15 protein-coding genes are annotated in these 17594 nt (G+C 59.0%); 7 read left to right on the forward strand and 8 right to left on the reverse strand.

Translation table 11 applies throughout. The features are described 5' to 3' along the window. Positions 1–250 precede the first annotated feature (250 nt). Complete coding sequence (meaB, locus tag ABCS64_RS09450; RefSeq protein ID WP_418891594.1) at positions 251–1255, forward strand: methylmalonyl Co-A mutase-associated GTPase MeaB; 1005 nt, start codon at positions 251–253, stop codon at positions 1253–1255. A 368-nt stretch (positions 1256–1623) separates the two neighbouring features. Here the strand turns inward: meaB and ABCS64_RS09455 are convergent, their stop codons facing one another. Genes ABCS64_RS09455 through ABCS64_RS09470 form a run of 4 tightly spaced genes read right to left on the reverse strand, consistent with a single transcriptional unit; the run spans position 1624 to position 5238 of the window. After that, positions 1624–2751, reverse strand: a complete 1128-nt coding sequence (locus tag ABCS64_RS09455) for a sodium ion-translocating decarboxylase subunit beta (protein ID WP_418891456.1) — start codon at positions 2749–2751, stop codon at positions 1624–1626. Between the two features lie 3 nt (positions 2752–2754). Further along, entirely contained in the window at positions 2755–3249 is a 495-nt protein-coding gene (locus tag ABCS64_RS09460; protein WP_418891457.1) for an acyl-CoA carboxylase biotin carboxyl carrier protein subunit, read from the reverse strand. Positions 3250–3254: 5 nt separating this feature from the next. Continuing rightward, positions 3255–3659 (reverse strand): OadG family protein, encoded by a 405-nt coding sequence (locus ABCS64_RS09465; protein WP_418891595.1) that lies wholly within the window; start codon positions 3657–3659, stop codon positions 3255–3257. Between the two features lie 34 nt (positions 3660–3693). Further along, positions 3694–5238: an acyl-CoA carboxylase subunit beta gene (locus ABCS64_RS09470; protein WP_418891596.1), complete on the reverse strand. Its 1545-nt coding sequence runs from the start codon at positions 5236–5238 to the stop codon at positions 3694–3696. A 572-nt stretch (positions 5239–5810) separates the two neighbouring features. On the opposite strand from ABCS64_RS09470, the gene ABCS64_RS09475 reads away from it, so the two are divergent. The 3 genes from ABCS64_RS09475 (at position 5811) to miaA (ending at position 9714) form a co-directional block, all read left to right on the forward strand. Next, positions 5811–6767, forward strand: a complete 957-nt coding sequence (locus ABCS64_RS09475) for a DctP family TRAP transporter solute-binding subunit (RefSeq protein ID WP_418891931.1) — start codon at positions 5811–5813, stop codon at positions 6765–6767. Positions 6768–6840: 73 nt separating this feature from the next. Next, complete coding sequence (mutL, locus tag ABCS64_RS09480; RefSeq protein WP_418891597.1) at positions 6841–8718, forward strand: DNA mismatch repair endonuclease MutL; 1878 nt, start codon at positions 6841–6843, stop codon at positions 8716–8718. A 3-nt stretch (positions 8719–8721) separates the two neighbouring features. After that, entirely contained in the window at positions 8722–9714 is a 993-nt protein-coding gene (gene miaA / locus ABCS64_RS09485; protein ID WP_418891598.1) for a tRNA (adenosine(37)-N6)-dimethylallyltransferase MiaA, read from the forward strand. On the opposite strand, the gene ABCS64_RS09490 is transcribed toward miaA, so the two are convergent. The 4 genes from ABCS64_RS09490 to ABCS64_RS09505 form a co-directional block, all read right to left on the reverse strand. Further along, positions 9686–10117 carry an ACT domain-containing protein gene (locus ABCS64_RS09490; RefSeq protein WP_418891599.1) on the reverse strand — a complete coding sequence of 144 codons (432 nt, stop codon included), beginning with the start codon at positions 10115–10117 and terminating at the stop codon, positions 9686–9688. The genes miaA and ABCS64_RS09490 overlap by 29 nt on opposite strands. A gap of 141 nt (positions 10118–10258) precedes the next feature. Continuing rightward, positions 10259–11629, reverse strand: coding sequence for a phenylacetate--CoA ligase family protein (locus ABCS64_RS09495; RefSeq protein ID WP_418891600.1), 1371 nt, complete (start codon positions 11627–11629; stop codon positions 10259–10261). A 133-nt stretch (positions 11630–11762) separates the two neighbouring features. Beyond that, a complete protein-coding gene (locus ABCS64_RS09500; protein ID WP_418891601.1) occupies positions 11763–12257 on the reverse strand; it encodes a 2-oxoacid:acceptor oxidoreductase family protein in 495 nt (164 codons plus the stop codon). A gap of 67 nt (positions 12258–12324) precedes the next feature. Beyond that, on the reverse strand, positions 12325–13974 hold the full coding sequence (locus ABCS64_RS09505; protein WP_418891602.1) for a thiamine pyrophosphate-dependent enzyme: 1650 nt from the start codon (positions 13972–13974) through the stop codon (positions 12325–12327). 175 nt (positions 13975–14149) lie between these two features. Between ABCS64_RS09505 and ABCS64_RS09510 the strand changes: the two genes are divergently transcribed. The 3 genes from ABCS64_RS09510 to ABCS64_RS09520 all read left to right on the forward strand — a co-directional run bounded on the left by ABCS64_RS09510 (position 14150) and on the right by ABCS64_RS09520 (position 17387). Then, positions 14150–15502 (forward strand): phenylacetate--CoA ligase family protein, encoded by a 1353-nt coding sequence (locus ABCS64_RS09510; RefSeq protein ID WP_418891603.1) that lies wholly within the window; start codon positions 14150–14152, stop codon positions 15500–15502. Positions 15503–15519: 17 nt separating this feature from the next. Continuing rightward, positions 15520–15966 (forward strand): ACT domain-containing protein, encoded by a 447-nt coding sequence (locus tag ABCS64_RS09515; protein WP_418891604.1) that lies wholly within the window; start codon positions 15520–15522, stop codon positions 15964–15966. 590 nt (positions 15967–16556) lie between these two features. After that, positions 16557–17387, forward strand: a complete 831-nt coding sequence (locus ABCS64_RS09520) for a histidine phosphatase family protein (RefSeq protein ID WP_418891605.1) — start codon at positions 16557–16559, stop codon at positions 17385–17387. The last annotated feature ends 207 nt before the right edge of the window (positions 17388–17594 follow it).

Consider the following 17594-nt stretch of genomic DNA (forward strand, 5'->3'; position numbering starts at 1 on the left):
AAGACAGTCACAAGAAGAAACGCTACTACAATGGAACGACAGGGGTAGCGCAACATCGCGTCACTGATTTTTAGACATTTAGCTATAGTTTCGGAAAAATTAACTTTTCCCTAAAACAGCGGGCCAGAAACAGCACGGATCGGTAAGTCAACGCAATAAGGAAAGATCTGGTTTATCGATTATTGATGCTTTTGCGCCTCACTTTACCAATCGTTGCTTTGGCCTTTTTAAACAAAACGAAAGCTCAATCATGGATGCCAACACCCCACGCAATACGCTTTCCGAAGCAGATCAGCAGCTTGTTAATGGCGTACTGGCCGGACAGCGGCGCGCGCTTGCAAAAACCATCACGCTGATTGAATCGACCCGCGATGATCACCAAGAGCGGGCAAACGAAATTCTTGGAGAATTGCTGCCACATTCCGGCAAAGCGATTCGTCTTGGTATTTCTGGAGTACCCGGCGCGGGAAAATCGACATTTATTGAAGCGCTGGGTATCTGGCTTATTGATCACGGCTACAAGCTTGCCGTTTTGGCTGTCGATCCCTCATCTTCGGTGTCTGGCGGATCGATCCTGGGGGATAAAACGCGTATGGAGCAGCTTTGCCAGCGCCCCGGAGCTTTCATTCGTCCCAGCCCCTCTGCAGGTTCTCTGGGCGGTGTTGCTGCCAAAACGCGCGAATCTATGCTGGCCTGCGAGGCTGCCGGCTACGACGTCATCCTCGTCGAAACTGTCGGCGTCGGTCAAAGCGAAACGACCGTTGCCGGCATGGTCGACATGTTTATCTTGGTGCAACTGCCTAATGCTGGGGATGATTTACAGGCTATCAAAAAAGGCATTGTCGAAATTGCAGATCTCGTTGCCATTAATAAGAGCGACATCAACCCGCAAATGTCAGCTATTGCCTGCGCACAATGGAAACAGGCCATTCAGATGCTGCGTCCAACTTCACCCAACTGGCGTCCCCCAGTTATCACACTGAGTGCCTTACAAAAACAGGGGATCGACGATTTCTGGAGTGAAATCGAAAAATTCCGTGAAATTATGACAAAAACAGGCGAGCTGGAAGAAAAACGGAAAAAGCAGGCGCTTGCCTGGATGTGGAGCATGATAGAGGGTGGTCTGCGTCAACGCTTTCGCAACCATCCCCAAGTTCACGCCGCACTGCCCAAACTTTCCGGCGAAGTCGCCAGCGGACAAATCACGCCGGGGGTTGCCGCACGTACGCTGCTTGATTATCTCGATCAACATTGATATTGAGTACCGAACTTTTAAAAAACAGTGTGTGATTGATGAAATAAGGTGGGCAAAGACCCGCCTTATTTTTTATCAACAGCGTTAGCAATGTTTGTTTGGCCTTATCGAATTGCACCTACTTTATTACCAGAAAATATATTTTGTCAGCTGCTATTGCACGCTTTTTTCTAATGCTATAAAGCATTACGGATGAATTTCTCCGATGGATCAAACATTTTAAGTCCATTGATTGCGTGAGAGGAGTTTTGCTGTTTTATATAACAATACATTTTTACCGCACGTTTTGATTATTGACGAGCAGCAATAAAAAAGCCCGCAATTGCGGGCTTTTTGTGAGGCAGCGCCCCAAGGAGACAGAAAAGGTTCTAGCCGCCCGCACCCATGAGTGCAAGTACGACACCCCCAGCAACCACCGAAGCAACCTGACCCGCCGCGTTGGCGCCCATCGCGTGCATCAGCAGGAAGTTCTGGAAGTTTTCTTTCTGTGCCAGCTGTTGGCAAACCCGCGCCGCCATCGGGAAGGCGCTGATACCAGCCGCTCCAATGATGGGGTTGACCTTGCCGCCGCTGAGGAAGTTGAGCAGTTTGGCGAAAAGAACGCCTGCCGCACAGTCAACACCAAAGGCGAGTAGCCCGAGCCCGAGAATGAACAGGGTTTCCGATTTGAGGAAGGCTTCGCCCCCCATGGTGGAGCCAATGGCCAGTCCCAGGAAGAGGGTAACCATATTAGCGATTTCATTCGACGAGGCTTGGGTGAGCCGTTCGACGGCGCCCGATTCGCGCATGAGGTTGCCGAGCATGAGCATGCCGATCAGGGGGGTGGCAAAAGGTACCAGGCTGCCCACCATGACGGTGATGATGATCGGGAAGATAATGCGGGTGCGACGGCTGATCTTGCGCGAGCTGTAGGCCATTTCAATGCCGCGCTCGTGCTTGGTCGTCAGGGCGTAGATGACCGGCGGCATGATGATCGGTACCAGCGACATGTAGCTGTAGGCAGCCACGGTGATGGGTCCGAGCAAATGCGGGGCCAGCAGGCCGGAGACGTAGATCGAGGTGGGGCCGTCAATGGCGCCAATGATGCCGATGGAGGCGGCTTCTTTTTGGTTAAAGCCGAGCACTAGGGCCAGGATCAGGGTCATGAAGATGCCGAACTGGCCCGCCGCACCGAGAAGAACGAATTTCGGGTTTTCTAGTAGTGGCCCGAAGTCGGTCATGGCGCCAATGCCGACAAAGATGAGCAGCGGGTAGAGCTCGTTTTCGACCCCAACTTGGTAGAGGATCTTGAGCATGCCGTGCTCGTCCATGAGCGGCGATAGGGGAAGGTTGGCGAGCATGCAGCCTGCGCCAATAGGGAGAAGAAGCAGCGGTTCGTAGTCCTTGACGATTGCTAGGTAGAACAGGACGAACGAGACGCCGATCATGACCATCGACTGCCAGGTGATGTGGGTGAGCCCTTTCATCAGCAGTTCGATCGTTTGTTGATCGATCATTGTTTAGCCCTCCGCAAAGGTGACGATAACGTCGCCGTGACCGACGTTTTGGCCGGCCGCAACGCACACTTCTGCAATCGTGCCGTCGTGCGGCGCTCCAATTACGTTGTGCATCTTCATGGCGTCAAGTACCGCAACTTGTTGCCCTCGCGTGACTTTGTCGCCCGCTTTGACGTTAACTTCAAGAATGACTCCCGGCATCGGGGCTTTGAGCGCTCCTTTGCCACCACCGCCCGCAGGTTTCTTCGGCGCCGCCGCTTTCGGAGCCGCCGCTGCCGGCGCGGGCGCTGCCGCCTTCGGCGCAGATGCTGCCGGGGCCGGCGCCGCCGCTACGGGAGCCGCCGCCGGAGCCGCGGATACCCCACCAACCGATTGGTCTTCCGTCAGACTGACACTGTAACTCTGCCCGCCTACTTGGACTTCAAATTGATCAAAATCCGTCTCTTGTACGTCTACTACGTAGTCTTTCCCACTTATGTTCAGTGTATAGCGTCGCATGGTGATTATCCTTTCGGGGTCCAAGTACTGGTTTGACGAACTCTGCCAGCGGCAGCCCACCGGCTGGGTTGTGTGCCCGGCCAGTTGGTGCGCACCATGGGCGCAGCTTCGCCCCGCAGAATCAGTTTGTGTTTCATGGCAGCAACCATGATTGCTGCCAGAACATCCGCAGCCATACCGTCGATCGTCTGACCATTATCAGACGCGGACACAGCAGCTGTCGCAGTTTCGGCTTCCTCAGCTGCGTCATCGTCCGCTGCATCGTCGTCCGCCGCAGAGGCTTCTTCGACTTCTTCTTCCTTGTCGAACTTAAGCACAATCGTCAGTATCAACCACAACAACGCTAGCATGGCAAAGACCAGCCCCATGCCGAGAACGGTCATCTCAAGACCCCAGTCTAAATGCTCCATTGTCTTCTCTCGTAATTAGTTAAAGAAAAGGCCATCAAACCGGCATCAAACCGTGTTTGCGCGGCGGATTTTGGACGACCTTGGTACGCAGGATCTCGAGCGCCATAGCCAGCCGCGGACGGGTTTCCTTCGGCTCGATAACTTCATCGATCTGGCCGATGTCAGCAGCACGGTACGGATTGAGGAACTCTTCATGATAAGCGGCAAGAATTTCCTCTTTGCGCTTCTTCGGATCTTCGGCCTTCTTGATTTCGTCACGGAAGAGAATGTTAACCGCACCTTCAGCGCCCATCACGGCAATTTGACCTGTCGGCCAGGAGAAGGCCACGTCAGCACGCATTTGACGCGAGTTCATGGCGAGGTGAGCGCCGCCGTAGGACTTGCGGGTAATGACTGAAACCATTGGCACAGTCGCTTCGCAGTAGGCGTACAGCACTTTGGCGCCGTGACGGATAACACCACCGTATTCCTGACCCGTACCCGGCAGGAAGCCCGGGCAGTCGACAAAGGTGACGATCGGCAGATTGAAGGCGTCACAAATGCGGATGTGGCGGGCGATTTTGTCACTCGAATTGATGTCGAGCGCACCGGCCATATAGCAGGGCTGGTTAGCAATAATGCCGACCGCGTAGCCATCCATACGTGCAAAACCAACGACAGCGTTCTGCGCGTAGGCAGGCTGGATTTCCATGAAGCTGTCACGGTCGAAGACGGCATCAATCACGTCACGAATGTCGTACGGGCTATTCGGACCATCGGGAACGATGCTGTTGAGCGATTCTTCCATGCGGCCGATCGAATCTTCGGGAACAACGCGCGGCGGCTCTTCGTTGTTATTCTGCGGCAGATAGCTGAGCAGCTTCTTGACAAGGTTAAGGCCATCTTCTTCCGATTCCGCGGACAGATGCGCCACGCCGCTGGTGCCCATGTGCACGCCCGCGCCGCCCAGGTCATCAACCGAAACCTGCTCGCCCGTCACGGACTTGATAACTTCCGGCCCGGTCAGGAACATATAGCTTTGGCCGGCCATGATGATGAAATCGGTCAAAGCCGGCGAATACACTGCGCCGCCTGCGCACGGACCAAGAATGACGGAAATCTGCGGGATGACGCCGGAAGATTCGACGTTACGCACGAACACTTCGCCGTAAGCAGCCAAGCTGCGCACGCCTTCCTGAATACGGGCGCCGCCCGAGTCACCCAGGCCGATGCAGGGAATACCGGCTTCCAGCGCCTTGTCCATGACGCGGGTAATTTTTTGCGACTGCACTTCGGAGAAAGAGCCGCCCAGCACCGTGAAATCCTGTGCATAAATGGCAACGCGACGACCGTTGATCTTACCGAAACCGGTGACAACGGCATCACCGACGAAACGCTGTTTATCGAGACCAAATGTAGTCAGGTTATGCGTCGCCATCATACCGATTTCTTGGAACGACCCTTCGTCGAGCAGAAGATTGATCCGCTCGCGCGCCGTCAGTTTGCCGCGTGCGTGCTGCGCGTCGATACGCTTCTGACCACCGCCCAGCATTGCGCCTTCGCGTTTTTTACGCAGTCCATCCAGAAGTTTCTTTGTCATTCCATCCATCGTCAGAACTCCATCAGGTTAAACAACTTAACGTTTTGAAAATAATTGGGCCACGCGCAAATAACGTGGCCTTCCCTACTATCGTCGGGATGTATGCACCCTCATACACTAAGAAACTATCATCTTTCTATCCCTAAATCTCAATTGTGGGAATCCACAAGGCCATATTCCGAATTTAATACCACGCCCCCGAGAAGGGCATTCACGCTTGCCCTTACATACCCAGGGTGCATTGTTACCAGCAGCAACCTTAAAACAGCCACGCGTCTGTGGCTTTCCGTAATGGCTAATCCTGCAGAATGCCTGCATATTAAATAGGGTAATTTGCTCTGTGCCATCGGATACACTCGGCAAGCACCGCTTTTTAAGTTTGTGAAAGCGTTAGTCAGCGCCATAGCGCTCTGGCCATTTATTTATCTATGTTTCCAGTGGCATCCAGGCATTCGCCGACAGCACACTGACACCCTGTTCCGCACCAATACAACCTATGCCGCCAATGTCTGGTGATGAAGACAACCCTGATAAAACTCTTGCTCCTGGTTCTGTTGCATGGCTTTGCGCCGATGCCGGCAAACGCAAAGTTGCCGATCGTGATCAAGTTCAGTCATGTCGTCACCCCTGACACACCCAAAGGGAAAGCCGCCAACTATTTTGCCCAACGCGCCGCCGAGCTGACCGAAGGCGCAGTCAGTGTCGAAGTCTTCCCGAATTCGACGCTGTACAAGGACAAGGATGAAATACAGGCCTTGCAGCTCGGTGCCGTCCAGATGCTCGCGCCTTCTCTGGCCAAACTAACCCAACTGGGCATCCACGAATTCGAGGTATTCGATCTGCCCTATTTATTCGATGACATCCAGACGCTGCACCGGGTCACAGAAGGTTGGCTCGGCGCCAATCTGCTAGGGCGGCTCGAAACGAAGGGCGTGAAAGGACTGGCGTTCTGGGATAACGGCTTCAAATCCTTCTCGGCCAATCGCCCTTTGCACGATTTGCCCAGCTTCAAGGGGCTGAGGATCCGCATCCAGCCCTCAAAAGTTCTCGAAGCGCAGATTCGCACCCTTGGCGCCCAGCCCTCGGCGCTACCTTTCTCCGGCACCTACCAGGCGCTGCGCACGGGTTTTATTGACGGCGCGGAAAACCCGCACTCGAACTTCTTTACACAAAAAATATACGAAGTGCAAAAACACATCGTACTGACCAACCACGGCTACCTGGGCTATGCGGTCATCGCCAACAAACGCTTCTGGGACAACCTGCCCGCCCGCATCCGCTACCAACTGACACAGGCCATCGGGGAAGCCACCGAGTACGCTAACCGCATTGCACAGGAAGAAAACGACCAAGCGCTCCAGAAAATCAAGGCGACCGGCAAAACCCGCATTTATACGCTCAGCGCGGCGGAGCGCGCCGAACTGCGGCGCGCCATGCTCGCAACGCATGCAAAAATGGCGCCTTATATCGGCCAAAGCGTCGTTAACGCGGTCTACGAAGAAACAGGGTTCGATCCCAACAAGCAATAGCCGACGCCCCCGCCCATTCCGTCCACGCTGCGTCTGACGGATTTTTCATAGGCCTTGCCGCTATAATCGGCCAATGATCGATTCATCTCCGTCCTCGTTCCCTGCCATCCGCCGCCTGCCCGATCCGCTCATCAGTCAGATTGCCGCAGGCGAAGTCGTTGAACGTCCTGCTTCCGTACTCAAGGAGCTGCTGGAAAATGCGCTCGATGCCGGCAGTGCATCCCTGCAAATACAACTCGAAGAGGGCGGCGTCAAACTGATTCGGGTCACGGATGACGGCGCCGGCATCGCCAAGGATGAACTGGCACTGGCGCTTACCCGCCATGCCACTTCCAAAATCGCCTCGCTCAACGATCTTGAACATGTCAGCACGTTTGGTTTCCGCGGCGAAGCACTGGCTTCGATCGCCTCGGTTGCCCGCCTGACGCTCATCAGCTGCCGTGCAGGCGCCCCCCATGCCTGGCGCTTGGCAGCCGATGCTGACCTGCCTGAACCGGCTGCGCTGGCGCAGGGCACCCTCGTCGAGATGCGCGATCTCTACTACAACACGCCGGCACGCCGGAAATTTCTCAAATCCGAAGCCACTGAACTGGCGCATTGTCTGGAAGCCATCAAGCGCGTCGCGATGGCCTATCCGGAAGTCGCCATCATGGCGTCACACAATGGCCGCACCAGCCTGCGTCTGCCCAAAAGCGACATGCAGGCGCGCATCGGCGCCATTCTCGGCGATGCCTTCACGGCGGAATCGCGCCTTGTCACTGCGGATGCCGGCGTGCTCAAACTCACCGGCTACTGTGCCCTACCCGCACACTCGCGGGCGCGCAGCGACGCCCAATATTGTTACGTCAACGGCCGTTTTGTGCGCGACAAACTGCTCATGCACGCCCTGCGCGAAGCCTACCGCGACATGCTGCACGGCAGCCGCTATCCCGCCTATTGCATTTTCCTCGACATCGATCCGGCGGCGGTCGATGTCAATGTCCACCCAGCCAAAAGCGAAGTCCGTTTCCGCGATGCGCGCGCCGTACACCAGTTCGTTTTCCACGCCGTTCAGAAAGTGCTGTCCAGCCCCTTGCATGCCCTCTCGAACCCTGTGTCGCCCCGCTTTTCCGATCACAGCGCGCCAATACAGGCGACGACACAACCCGCTGAAGCCACCGCCTCGCCCGATTCAGTCGCTCCAACCGCCAGACCGGCTTCATACACCGCTGCGCGTCAGGCCTCGCTGCGCATCAACGAACCGGCGGTCTCGGCTTACACCAGCTTTGCCCAGGCTGCCTTTTCCCGCCCTGCCGCCTCGCCCGCACACGGCGAAGTGTCTCGCCCAATCTATGCGGAAACGGGTACGGCGGAAGAGGAAAAAAACGCCCCGCCGCTCGGCTACGCGCTGGGACAACTGCACGGCATCTACATCCTGGCGCAGAACGCGCACGGCCTGGTGCTCATCGATATGCACGCGGCACACGAACGCATTCTTTATGAACGGCTCAAGGCGGCCGTCGATAGCCGCCGTATCGCCGCGCAAACGCTGCTCATCCCCGCCGTTTTCAGTGCGGATGCGCTCGATATCGCCGCCGCCGGAGAGCACGCGGACACCCTGAGTGCGCTCGGTTTTGAAATCACGCCGGCAGGGCCGACACAACTGGCCGTTCGCGCCGTTCCGGCGCTGTTACAGGCCAGCGACCCGGCAGCGCTGGTACGCGCCGTCCTGGCCGACCTGCGCGAACATGGCGTGACACAATTGACGCTCGCCCGCCGCAACGAACTGCTCTCGACGATGGCCTGTCACGGCGCGGTACGCGCCCATCGCCTGCTCACGATTCCCGAAATGAATGCGCTGCTGCGCCAGATGGAAGCCACCGAGCGCGCCGATCAATGCAATCATGGCCGGCCGACCTGGACACAGCTCTCGCTCGGTGAACTCGACCGTCTCTTTCTGCGCGGACGATAAACGATGTCCGTCGATTCGACGCCCGCACAAATGGCCGGCCAGCCCCCCGCCATTCTGCTGATGGGCCCCACCGCCAGCGGTAAAACCGCCCTTGCCCTGGCGTTGGCGCGCCGTTTTCCGGTCGGGATCATCAGCGTCGACTCGGCACAAGTTTTCCGTGACATGAACATCGGCACGGCCAAGCCCGATCACGAAACACTGGCCGCCACTCCGCACCGGCTGATCGATCTCGTCAGTCCGGAAGAACGCTACTCGGCCGCGCGCTTTCGCGCCGACGCCCTGGCTGCCATGGCCGACATTGCCGCCGCCGGGCGTATTCCGCTGCTCGTCGGCGGCACCATGCTCTATTACAAAGCGCTGCTAGAAGGGTTGGCCGTACTGCCGCAGGCCGACCCGACCGTCCGCGCCGAGATTGATGCACTGGCTGCCGCGCATGGCTGGCCGCATGTGCATCGCCTGCTGGCGCAGGTCGACCCGCATACTGCGGCGCGCCTGCCGCCCACTGACGCCCAACGTATTCAGCGCGCACTGGAAATCTATCGCCTCAGCGGCCGCCCGATGTCGGCGCTGCTGGCCGAATCGGCGGCACCCAAACCATCAGGAAGATTCTTGAAGCTCGGCCTGCTGCCTGCCAACCGCACCGCATTGCACGCGCGCATTGCCGAGCGTTTCGACGCCATGCTCGCCGCCGGCCTGGAAGAGGAAGTCGGCGGATTACGCAGCAAATATCGCCTCTCGCCCGACCTGCCGTCGATGCGCTGCGTCGGCTACCGGCAGGTCTGGGAAGCGCAGGACGGCCTCATCCCGCACAAGGCGCTGCGTGAACGCGGCATCTACGCCACGCGGCAGCTGGCCAAGCGACAGATCACCTGGATGAACAACACGCTGAAGCCGGAAATCTTCGACTGCCTCGCAGCCGACCTGAGCGCACGCATCATCTCGCGCGTCGCCGAAGCTTTACCGGAACTTAGCGCTCCAGCAGCGTCACCGGCTTGACGATGCTGATGCTGTGTCGGGAAAGCTCCGCCACCGCCCGATCGGGATCGGAGAAACGGATAATCACGACGGCGTTCCGGCCAACCGCCGTGCTGAATGCGTACATGTACTCGATGTTCAACCCCGCTGCATCCGTCTCGGCCAGCACCCGCGCCAAACCGCCGGCATCGTCGGGCACTTCGACCGCGATCACATCCGTCAGCCGCACGGTATAGCCGGCCGCCTCAAGCGCGGCCTTGCCGGCTTCCGGATCGGCGACGATCAGGCGCAGGATGCCGAATTCGGCGGTATCCGCCAGTGAGAGCGTGCGGATATTGACGCCCCGCGCGGCAAGCGCCATACACGCTGCGTGCAGGCGGCCAGGGCGATTTTCGATAAAGCAGGAAAGCTGGGTAATTTTCATGGCTCAAACCCCTGTGCAAAGAAAGATCCGTCGATCCGGCTCGCCACGGCGCGCTGAGCACAGATCACCCGGCAATCCGTCATCGTCATCATCGGCAGAATGCCTCGCGCAGTCACGACCGACACGGGTTTTTAGGAACACTCAACCACGGCGCAGATCGAGAACACGCTGGATCTTGCCTTCGCTGCGCGGCAAAGTGTTCGGCTCGACCAGGCGGACGCCGGCGCGGATGCCGGTAATACGTTCGATGGAGTGCGAAAGGCGCTTATGCACCTTCTCTATGGCGCTGACCTTGTCGCTGAACAGCTCGGGACCGACTTCGACCTCGACGCCCAGCTGATCCAGCCCGCCTTCGCGCGTCAGCACGATCCGGTAATGCGGCAAGACGCCTTCCACCGCCAACAGCGCCGCTTCGATCTGCGTGGGGAAAACATTGACGCCGCGAATGATGAACATGTCGTCGCTGCGCCGCGCCACACGGGCGATACGGCGCACGGTGCGGCCGCATTCGCAGGGTTCGGCGATCAGGCGCGTAATATCGCGCGTGCGGTAGCGGATCATCGGCATCGCGCGTTTGGAAAGCGTCGTCAATACGAGCTCCCCTTCCTCGCCATCCGGCAGTACGCGGCCGCTCTCCGAATCAATGATTTCTGGGTAGAAGTGGTCTTCGAAAATGTGCAGCCCGTGCTGCGCTGTGCACTCCCCGCCAATGCCCGGCCCGATGATTTCCGACAAGCCATAAATATCAAAAGCGCGAATGCCGCTGTCGCGTTCGATGCGTGCGCGCATATCGTCCGACCAGGGCTCGGCGCCGAAGATGCCGGTGCGCAGCGGGAGCGTATGCAAATCAATCCCCAGCGCCGCAGCGCGTTCGATCATGTGCAGAAAATAGCTGGGCGTACAGCAGATTGCCGTGACGCCGAAATCACGCATGAGCATGATCTGCCGATCCGTATTGCCGCCGGAGGTCGGCACCACGGTTGCTCCCAGCGCCTCCAGACCATAATGCACGCCGAGCCCGCCGGTAAACAGGCCGTAGCCGAAGGCATTCTGGACAATATCGCCACGATGGATCCCCGCAGCGGCAAAGGCGCGCAGCACGACGGAGGACCAAACGCGCAGATCCTCGCGGGTATAGGCAACGACGATCGGCTTGCCGGTGGTGCCGCTGGAGGCGTGCAGCCTGACGATTTCCTGCATCGGACTGGCAAAGAGGCCGAACGGATAGTTGTCACGCAGATCGGCCTTGGCCGAGAAAGGCAGTTGGGCGATGTCCTCCAGACGCTCGACCGAAGCCGGCGTCAATTGCCGTGCCTCCATCCGGGCGCGGAACGGCGCAACATTGGCATAGGCGCGTGCAACCACGGCCTTCAACCGCCGCAGCTGCAATTGGCGTAACTGCGGCGCCGGCAAGTAATCCAGCGCACTGACGGGATGGATACCGTGGCCGCAGTCGTTCCAGCTATCCCGGTTGTCCTGGTTATCCCATTCGTTCCAGTTTTCCTCAAGCATTTCGCGCCTCTTGTCGTGTGACCTGCTGTTTTCCTTGCCTCATGCGCCCCATCTCAACGTTCAACGCTCAACTTGATTTCCGCCGCGCGCCGCCTTCGTCCGGTCAGGCTCTTTCAGGCCCTTTCAGGCCCTTTCAGGCCATTTGCCGGCCAAGCTGGAAAGCCTCCAGGTTGAGCCGATGATGCTTTTCCGCCAGATTGGCGCGAATCGCCGCTTCCCAGTGTTCGACCGGAATGTCGAGCTGGCGGCTCAACAGGCCGAGCAAAGCAACATTGACCGATTTGGCAGGCAGTTTGCCTGGCGCACCGGCCAGCAGCGCCGGTGAAATCAGCCTGCCGCCGGCTTTCAGCGCCGGACGATTGACGTCAACCTGATCGGCGGCAACAACGACCAGAAAATCCGCCTGACCAGGCGAAATCATCGGGCTATCAACCTTAGGCCCGAAGCGTACGTCGCTGGAGACCGAACCGCCACGCTGGCTCATGCCGTGCAGTTCGCTTTTTTTGACGTCCAGTCCCTGCCGGAACGCCGCATCGGCCAGGATATCCGAGGCCTTGACCACGCCCTGCCCGCCGAGGCCGGCAATGACGACATTCACCGCCCGATTCGCTGTTTTTTCCGTCACCATCTTCGATCACCGTTCCACGATTTTTCATTGCTCCATCATTACAGCTCCCGAACGCCTCACGCCGGCGCTAAGACGCCTCGGCGCCGCTCCCCTGCCGGCCGCTTTCTGCGGTCTTTTTCTTTTCAATGATGATTTTTTCGTACTGACGGATTTTCGGCGCCGCCAGAATACAGGGGCGGCGCGCGACAATGACGCTCAGTTTGCCACTGTCAAGCGCTTCACGAATCACCTGGTCGAGATCGGTGCCGCTAGCCATTGGATCGACCGTCACCACAGAATCAACGCCCATGGCGCGCAGCACATCCTCAAAGACGATCTTGCCCGCCGCCTCGTGCATGAGGCCGCGCCCGGTGCCCGGATGCTCCTGCTGGCCGGTCATGGCCGTCGTTCCGTTATCCAGAATCATCAGCACATGGCCGCCAGGCGGCGGGTTATAGACCATCTCGGCAACCCCGGTCAGCCCGCTGTGCATGAAAGTCGAATCGCCGATGACGCTGACCACGCGCCGCGCCTGCGCGGCAGGCAGCACATGCCGCAAGCCAAGGCCGACGCCAATGCTCGCGCCCATGCAGACGCAGGTATCCATGCCGGAAAATGGCGGCAGCACGCCCAGCGTATAGCAACCAATATCACCGGCCACAATGCAGTCAAGCCGGTGCAGCGCCTCAAATACCGGGCGGTGCGAGCAGCCTTCGCACAAAGCCGGCGGCTTGCCGGCCAGCGGCGCGGCCTCCGGCGAATCGTCATGCGCCAGGATACGCCGCACGCGCTCTGTATTAAGTTCGCCGAAACGGAACGAATCGGGCTTACCCTCGACGGCCAGCCCATCCGCCCGCAGCTCGGTCAGGAGAATCGGATCGCCTTCCTCGATCACCACGCAATGTTCGACCGAGGCGACAAAATCGCGGATCGCCTGCATCGGCAAAGGATAGGAAAACCCCAATTGCAGAATACTGGCTTCGGGCGCGGCTTCACGCGCATGGGCCGCGGCAACGCCAGACGCGATAATCCCCAGCGCCTTGCCCTTCATGTCGACGACTGTCTGGGCACAATGCTCGGCATATTCCGCCGCCAGCGCCAACTTGTGACGCAATTTACGGTGTGCAGGTCGGGCATAGGCAGGAATCATCACGCGCGATGGCACATCCCGCCGAAAATCCGGATCGCCGGCCGGCGGCGGCACGGGGGTTTGTTCGACAATGCTCTTTGAATGACAGACACGGGTCGTCATGCGCAGCATGACGGGCAGCTGAAAGCGTTCGGAAAGGGCAAAAGCCGCCCCGGTGAAATCATAGGCCTGCTGCGAATCGGCCGGCTCCAGCATGAGGATACCTGCCGCCCGCGCATAATGGCGGTTATCCTGTTCGTTCTGGCTCGACGCCATGCCCGGGTCGTCGGCCGAAACCAATACCAGGCCGCCGCTCACGCCGGTGTAGGCCGCCGTAAATAGCGCATCCGCCGCGACATTGACGCCGACGTGCTTCATCGTTATCAATGTCCGCGCCCCGCCGAAGGCGGCGCCCAGCGCCACTTCAAGCGCAACCTTTTCATTCGGCGCCCATTGCGCCTTACCGCCCAGGCGGGCAAAGGCTTCGAGGATTTCTGTAGATGGCGTGCCCGGGTACCCCGTCCCCAGACGGACACCGGCATTGAAGGCGGCAAGGGCAACGGCTTCGTCCCCCGACAAGAGCATGCGATCGGCAAGTATGGCAGCCATGAAAAACCTCGGTTGAAGTAAGAAATCACCAGCATGAAGCGTCGAAGTATCGCCGTCTTGCCCACCGTGGTCAATCCAGACATGCCGCGGGCAGACAAATTGGCCGTGCCAGATAACAAGCGCTCATGCTAGATTCGCGTCTTGCGATTCTTCATGAAACCTCGATGGAACATTCATGATTATGGAAAGTGACGCGACACGCGCTATGGATAGCGAAAACCGGACGTACTGGGAAAGCGAGCTCGAAACCCTGCCGCGCGCCGAGCTTGAAAAACTACAGCTCCGGCGACTGAACGAATCGCTGCATCTGGCCGCACGTTCGCCGCATTATGCGAAATGCGCACAGATCGGGCGGATGCTGCGCGAAGGGATCAAGTCGATCGAGCAGATCCGCGAACTGCCATTCACGACCAAGGACGACCTGCGTCAGGATTTCCCGTGGGGCTTTCTCGCCGCCGACAAACGCGAAGTCATCCGTCTGCACAGTTCAAGCGGTACGACCGGCAATCCAACCGTCGTATTTCACAATCAGCATGATCTCGCAAGTTGGGCGAACCTGATGGCGCGCTCGCTCTACGCCGCCGGCGTTCGCCAGACGGACGTTTTCCAGAACATGTCCGGTTACGGATTATTTACCGGTGGCCTCGGTTTCCAGTATGGCATCGAACGGCTTGGCTGCCTCTCGATCCCGGCCGGCGCCGGCAACAGCTTGCGCCAGATCAAGCTGATGCGCGATTTTGGCACGACAGTGGCGCATGCCATTCCGAGCTATCTGGGGCGGTTGCACGAAGTTTTCTTGGCCGAAGGACTCGATCCGCGCCGCGACACGCAGTTGCACACGCTGGTCATCGGCGCCGAGCCACATACCGAGGAACAACGGCGGCGCATCGAGGCAATGTTCGGCGTCAAAGCCTACAACTCGTTTGGGCTTTCCGAGATGAACGGTCCGGGCGTCGCCTTCGAGTGTACCGAACAGAACGGGCTACACATCTGGGAAGACGCCTACATTGTCGAGATCATCGACCCGCAGACGCTGGAACCGCTCCCCGACGGCGAGCGCGGCGAACTGGTGATGACGACGCTCGACCGGCAGGCAATGCCGGTGATCCGTTATCGCACGCGCGACCTGACCCGTATCCTGCCCGGGGCGTGCCCTTGCGGCCGCACGCACCGCCGGATCGACCGGATTACCGGCCGCTCGGACGACATGTTCATCATCAAGGGTTGCAACGTCTTTCCGATGCAGGTCGAAGGCATATTGATGAAATTGCCGGAAGTCGGTGACAATTACCGCATCATTCTCGACCACCTTGACGACCAAGATGAAATGATCGTCGAGGTGGAACTGAAACGGGAATGGTTCAGCGGCGACGTGGAACGGCTCACCCGTCTGCAGCGCCGCATCGCACACCTGCTGCGCGACGAGGTGCTCTTGCGGCCATTGGTGCGGCTCGTCGAACCAGGATCCCTCCCCAGGACGGAGAGCAAAGCGGTGCGGGTCATCGACCGGCGCAAAACGTCAAAATAAGCTGCGGGGAAACGACAATGAGTCATCAGGTTTCAGTATTTCTCGAAAATAAGCTGGGCAGCATCGAGAAGGTCACGGCAGTGCTGAGCGCGGCGCAAATCGATATCCGCTCGCTCCATCTCAATCACACGGCAAATGGCTGGGGGGTGCTCAACCTCGTCGTTTCCGATCCGGAAGAAGCGCAGCGGCGGCTGTCAGCGCAGGGGATGGCGTCAGCCCTGCGCGAAATCGCCGTCGTGGAGATGCCGGATCGCCCTGGGGGGCTGGATGAACTGCTCAAAAGCGTCGTGCGTGCCGGCGTGAGCTTCACCAATGCTTACGGTCACACGATACGCGACGGCGAAAGCGCCTTTTTTGTCATTGACATCCAGGATATGCCGGAGGCCAGGGAACGTTTGCGCGCCATCGGCCTGCGGATTCTCGACGACAGCGCGGTATATGGCCCGCGCGGGAAGCGCCAATAAATCTGAAAAAACCATGCGCACCATGCGCACATACGGCACAGAGTGATCTCGCATCCACACGTGCGACAAGTGCGTCAGTGCATTTCAGCCAGCGGACGCCCTGCGTCAATTTTTTCGGCTTCTCCCTGCGGTAAGGCACCACGATAGACGCGCACCTGTTGAGGGAACGCCGCATTCGCTGCCTGCCCGCCTGCTGTCTGTCCGCCGCTGTTCGTCCGCGATTTCCTGACCGCCGATCTGAAAATTCAGCTCTCCCCCCGCATCTACCTGCGCCCGCTGGCGGCGGCAAGGGCAAGGGCTTCGTCCCTCGACAAGAGCATGCGATCGGCACGTATGGCAGCCATGAGTGCCTCGCTCAAAATCACTACGTTATGGCGTAAACATTGGCAACGCACCGGAAATTTCGCTACCCCGCAATGTCAGTGCGGGTTGACTGCAATCACCCCTTGTCTGCAACACACTGTTGGCTACAATGCGCCCTTGAGGGGCTGCCGGTACTGCCCTGGCAGCTTTATCGGGGCGCACATCACCTCGCCGGTTTCGCCGCCGCCTGGCAGGATTTTTCAGAAAGTTCAGAAAGGAAAACGCTCATGCCAACCCATCCGCTCCGCTTTATTCGCCATTTCGCCCTGCTGGCCGGTACGCTGCTGGCTTTTGGCTGTTTCGCCGAACCGGCGCAGCCCGCCCAGACGGTGCTTGCCGAGCGCATCGACCTGATTCGCCACGGCGAGAGCGAGGACAATCTCAATGAGGGAAAAACCGTCGTTCGCCTCGACGGCACGTTGATGCCAAGCAAAGGCAAAGTGCTGAGCGGGTGGAACTCCGCCAGCCTGACCATGCGCGGCGTCAGCCAGGCCGTTAAAGCGGGGGAAGTCCTGCTCAAACAGGAAAAAGAGGCAGAAAAGAACGCTGGCGACACCGCCGGCGCCGCATCCCCCAAACTGCGTGACGCCCTCTGGCTGTACTCGCCCCTGCTGCGCACCAAACAAACGCTTTCGGGCGTATTGCTCGGCGCGCAACTGGACAACGAAAAGGCATTGAAACTCCGCCCGGATACCCGCATTTTCGAGCGCTCGGCCGGAAGCCTCACCAACCTCACCTGGCCGGAAGCCGCACAGCACTGGCCGGAAATGGCCAAAGGACGCCAGGCTACCGTCTTCCATCAAGCGGACGCTGCCTATCCGAACGGCGAATCCCTGGCGCTCGTCTACCGCCGCGCTTCGGCGGCCATCGACGAAGCCCTGACCCAGGAACGCCGCATTATCGTCATCTCGCATGAACTGACGATCAAAACCCTGGTCGCCCACCTTACGCGCGGCAAGATCGACGACAACGCCTTCGCCACCAAGGTTGAAAACGCCAAGCCGATCACCCTGATCCGCCGCGGCGACCGCTGGGAAATCCAACTCGCCCAACCCTGAGCGCGCATCGCCTATCGGCGCGCGCCGCCATCTGCAAAACGATGTAAGACCTGCCCGGAAGCCCGCGTATTTTGGGCGTTTGCGGGCAGGTGCCTCTGGAAGCCGCATAAACACTGGGCTTGCGGGCAGGGTACGCCAGAACCCTTGCCAGCAGCGGGCTGCAGAGCAGGCATCTCGACATCGACCGGCCCATGCGGGCTACAGGGC

Origin of the sequence: Dentiradicibacter hellwigii (assembly GCF_041770905.1) — a bacterium.
GTDB classification, from domain to species: domain Bacteria; phylum Pseudomonadota; class Gammaproteobacteria; order Burkholderiales; family Rhodocyclaceae; genus Propionivibrio; species Propionivibrio hellwigii.